This is a genomic window from Desulfococcus sp. (genome assembly GCF_050178255.1).
GTDB lineage: Bacteria > Desulfobacterota > Desulfobacteria > Desulfobacterales > Desulfococcaceae > Desulfococcus > Desulfococcus multivorans.
On the sequence record NZ_JBFXGG010000187.1, the window covers coordinates 1 to 3486 of the forward strand.

General features: G+C 60.4%; 5 protein-coding genes and 1 pseudogene. All 6 read right to left on the minus strand.

Annotated features, from left to right (window positions below):
* Positions 1 to 573 (minus strand): ABC transporter ATP-binding protein (locus tag AB7S84_RS16940; RefSeq protein WP_428155964.1); only part of this gene is annotated, 573 nt, incomplete at its 3' end.
* Between the two features lie 6 nt (positions 574 to 579).
* Positions 580 to 900 carry an HNH endonuclease gene (locus tag AB7S84_RS16945; protein WP_428155966.1) on the minus strand — a complete coding sequence of 107 codons (321 nt, stop codon included), beginning with the start codon at positions 898 to 900 and terminating at the stop codon, positions 580 to 582.
* The gene (locus AB7S84_RS16950; RefSeq protein WP_428155968.1) at positions 897 to 1619 is read right to left on the minus strand and encodes an ATP-grasp domain-containing protein; all 723 of its coding nucleotides are present in this window, start codon (positions 1617 to 1619) and stop codon (positions 897 to 899) included. Before AB7S84_RS16950 ends, AB7S84_RS16945 begins: the two co-directional genes overlap by 4 nt.
* Positions 1620 to 1769: 150 nt before the next feature.
* On the minus strand, positions 1770 to 2675 hold the full coding sequence (gene era, locus AB7S84_RS16955; protein WP_020877330.1) for a GTPase Era: 906 nt from the start codon (positions 2673 to 2675) through the stop codon (positions 1770 to 1772).
* Positions 2672 to 3274 carry a ribosome biogenesis GTP-binding protein YihA/YsxC gene (gene yihA, locus AB7S84_RS16960; RefSeq protein ID WP_020877329.1) on the minus strand — a complete coding sequence of 201 codons (603 nt, stop codon included), beginning with the start codon at positions 3272 to 3274 and terminating at the stop codon, positions 2672 to 2674. The genes era and yihA overlap by 4 nt, the downstream gene beginning before the upstream one ends.
* A pseudogene (locus AB7S84_RS16965) lies at positions 3271 to 3486 on the minus strand (pyridoxal phosphate-dependent aminotransferase); the annotation flags it as partial. The pseudogene AB7S84_RS16965 and the gene yihA, both read right to left, overlap by 4 nt.

Below are 3486 nucleotides of genomic sequence, written 5' to 3' on the forward strand. Positions count from 1 at the left end.
GCGGATCTGATCCGGATCATGCGTCACCCAGATCACCGGCGTATTCCGGTGCAGTCGATAGGATCCGATGAGGGATTCCACTCTCGCCGCATTGTCGTCATCCAGGTTTGCGGTCGGTTCGTCCAGGAGAAGGGCTTCCGGCTTTCCCGACAGCAGCCGGAGCAGGGAAAGGCGCTGCCGCTCCCCGCTGGACAACCGGTTGATATCCCACGACAACACATCCGCATCGAATCCAAGACGCCTGAATTCCGCAGCATCGATCTGGATGAAATGCGCCCCGACCGTCTCCTCCCACCAGGCGCTCTCGGCAGGCAGGAACCCAACCTTTTTGCGCCATGCGTGGGCCGGCATCGTCCGGGCGTACGCGCCGTTCAAGGAAATCTCCCCGGTATGGGGAATCAGGTCGGCGACGGCCCGGAGCAGGCGTGTCTTTCCCGAGCCCGATGGGCCCGTCAATCCGGCGCATTGACCGGGACCGATCCTGAAGGAAACGGGTTTCATCCCGGAGAAGCACAGGTTTTCCACCGAGAGCCCGGCCATGCCCGTCTCCTCTGCAACGGAAGCATCACCCATTGGGCATCACGCCGAATCCAGGGAGGCCAGATAGGCGTCCCATTCCATGGGCAACAACTGTTTTTTTCGGTTGTTGCACGCCTTGCAGGCGGGAACGACATTGCCCTTGGTGCTTCTGCCGCCCCGGGAGATCGGAACGATATGGTCCATGGTCAGAGATTTGGGTGCTACGGCGCTGCCGCAATAATGGCATCGGCCCTTGGCCAGCTGCCGCTTCCACCACTGGGAGGAGCGAATTTCCCTCGCCTTTCGTCGCTCCCTGCGAATATCGGAATCCTCGAGATGTGCGGCAAAGGGATCGATGCCGTTTCGGGTTCTGCGTGTCATGCGGACTGCGGGCTTCCCATCGGCGGCCCCGCCTCGATGCCGTCGATCCATCGTTCGATTTCGGCGATCAGCATCCGGTAGTAGGCCCGGCTTCCGCCAAGCCCTCGCCGACCAAAAAAATAGTTGATTTCAAGAAACACGGGATCGGCTCCCGGGGGCTGCAGCGGCGATAGGATATCGAACCCCGCCAGGTTGATGCCGGCCGCGTCGCAGAAACGCCTTACCGACGCTCCCGCGGCTTTCTGAAATGCCGAATCCGACGCCGTATCGATGACGCCGCCGGCGGCGAGGCCGGCAACCGCCGTCTCCGAATTTTTCAGAACCCGCCAGTAAATGACCGTCCGCGCGCCGATGACCACAACCCGAAGCACCCGGTTGCCCGCGGGAATATATTCCTGGACAAGAAAGCCTTTCTGTCCGGTCCGCTCATAGCGCCGCGCCGTATCCAATGCGCCGTTCAGGGCCTCCGGAGATGGAATCCACAGGACATTCCGCCCTTCCCCGCCCCAGTCGAATTTGAAAACGAACGGAAACCTCACGGCAATTCGGCTTGCCCCGGTGTTCAACGCGTCGGTGAAGATCTCAAGCGACGGGTAGAACTCCGTCGAGGGATGGGGTACGCCGCTCCGATGGAAAAGGCGGATCTGGCCGCTTTTACGGGGATAGGCGAACCGAACGTCGTAGTTGGGGAATACATGGGCACAGTTTTCCCGTGCCATTCGATACAACGCCTGACCGCAGCCCTGGGGCAGTATGACCGCCCGGGCGGATCGAATGGCCCCGAGGTCGGTTTTATCGGGTTCCCGGCCGGCACATAAAATCTGTCTATCCCCTGAAAAACAGGGATGATACGAAAGAATCATCCGATGTCAGTAGCCGAACTTTCTCAACGCCCGGGTATCCCGACTCCAGTTCTTCTGCACCCGGACGAATAATTTCAAAAACACCCGGGTGCCCATCATGCGCTCCAGTTCCTCCCGGGCCGCCCGGCCGATCTGCTTCAGCTTCGCCCCCTCGCGGCCGATCACGATGGCCTTCTGGGAGGACCGCTCCACATGAATGGTGGCGTGAATGCTCACCAGCCCCTCTTTTTCCTTGAAGGATTCAACAGTGACCGCCGTGGCGTAGGGGATCTCCTGTCCGGTCAGGCGGAACACCTTTTCGCGGATCATCTCCGCCGCGATAAACCGTTCGGGCATATCGGTCACGGCATCCTCGGGGAAAAAGGGCGGACCCTCGGGCATCAGATCCGCCATCTCCCGGATCAAGGCGTCCACCTGATGCCCGTGCTTGGCGGATATGGGGACGACGGCCTGAAAAGGATAGGTCGTCCGCCAGTGGTCGATGGCCTGGAGAACCGTTTCGGACCGCACCTGATCGGTTTTGTTCAACGCCAGCACCGCAGGGCGCTGCTGCTGTCGAATTTTTTCCAACAGGAATGTCTCGGCATCGGGGTCGGGGGATTTGAGGTCGACCATGAACAGAATCAGGTCGGCATCCGCCATAGCCGCGAGCGCTACGTCCACCATCCGGACGTTGAGGGCCTGAGTAGCTTTGTGAACGCCGGGCGTATCGAGGAAGATCAGCTGAGCGTCTTTTTGGTGCAGCACTCCAAGAATACGGTTTCGCGTCGTCTGGGCTTTTCTGGAGGTAATGGAAACCTTCTCGCCCAGCATCCGGTTGAGCAGGGTCGATTTCCCAACGTTGGGAGCCCCGGCCAACATCACAAAGCCGGACCTGAAGCCTTTGAAACGGTTGCCCCGATCTTCTCTCATCGTCCTTCCTCCTCCTGAGTCCCGGCAACACCCGCCACGGCCGCCCATACCGCCTCCCGACCCTTTCGGGTCTGGGCGGAAAAGAGGATGAGATCCTCGACGTCGACGCCCAGGGCGCCGGCAACCGCCTCCCGCTGCCGGAGCTGTCGGGTCCGGGAGAGCTTGTCCGTCTTGGTCAACACCAGGATGCCGGGGATATGGTACTGCTTCAGCCACGCTATAAAATCGAATTCTTCATGACGCGGCATCCGCCGGATATCCATGATCAGGACGACGCCGGCCAGGGTTTCCCGATTGGAGAGATAGGTTTCGATCATGGGGCCCCAGGTTTTTTTGACGGCCAGCGGTACCTTGGCGTACCCGTACCCCGGAAGATCCACCAGCGAGTATGTCCCGTTCACCTCGAAAAAATTGACCAGCTGGGTTCGTCCAGGCGTTCCGCTGGTCTTGACCAGACGCTTCCGGTTGACCAGGGTGTTGATGAGAGACGATTTTCCCACGTTGGATCGCCCGGCGAAGGCGATTTCCGGCAGCACCCCCGGCGGATATTGAGAGGGCTTTACGGCGCTGGTCACGAACTCGGCGGATCGGATGATCATTGTGCGCCTTCCGGTTTCAGGAGCGGTCCGGAATTCAGGTATGTCTCGAGCCGGTTCATGCCCTCGGCGATGTTCTCCAGCGAACTGGCGTAGGAAAACCGCAGGTAACCCTCGCCGTGACGGCCGAAATCGATGCCCGGTGCGACCCCCACATGAGCCTTCTCAAGAATGTCGAACGCCAGCCTGTAGGAATCGGAGGACAGATGACGGGC

Excerpts from the sequence above, each read along its gene's own strand:
- AB7S84_RS16945 (WP_428155966.1), bottom strand. The coding sequence starts at position 900 with ATGACACGCAGAACCCGAAACGGCATCGATCCCTTTGCCGCACATCTC.
- AB7S84_RS16950 (WP_428155968.1), bottom strand. The coding sequence starts at position 1,619 with ATGGCACGGGAAAACTGTGCCCATGTATTCCCCAACTACGACGTTCGG.
- era (WP_020877330.1), bottom strand. The coding sequence starts at position 2,675 with ATGAGAGAAGATCGGGGCAACCGTTTCAAAGGCTTCAGGTCCGGCTTT.
- yihA (WP_020877329.1), bottom strand. The coding sequence starts at position 3,274 with ATGATCATCCGATCCGCCGAGTTCGTGACCAGCGCCGTAAAGCCCTCT.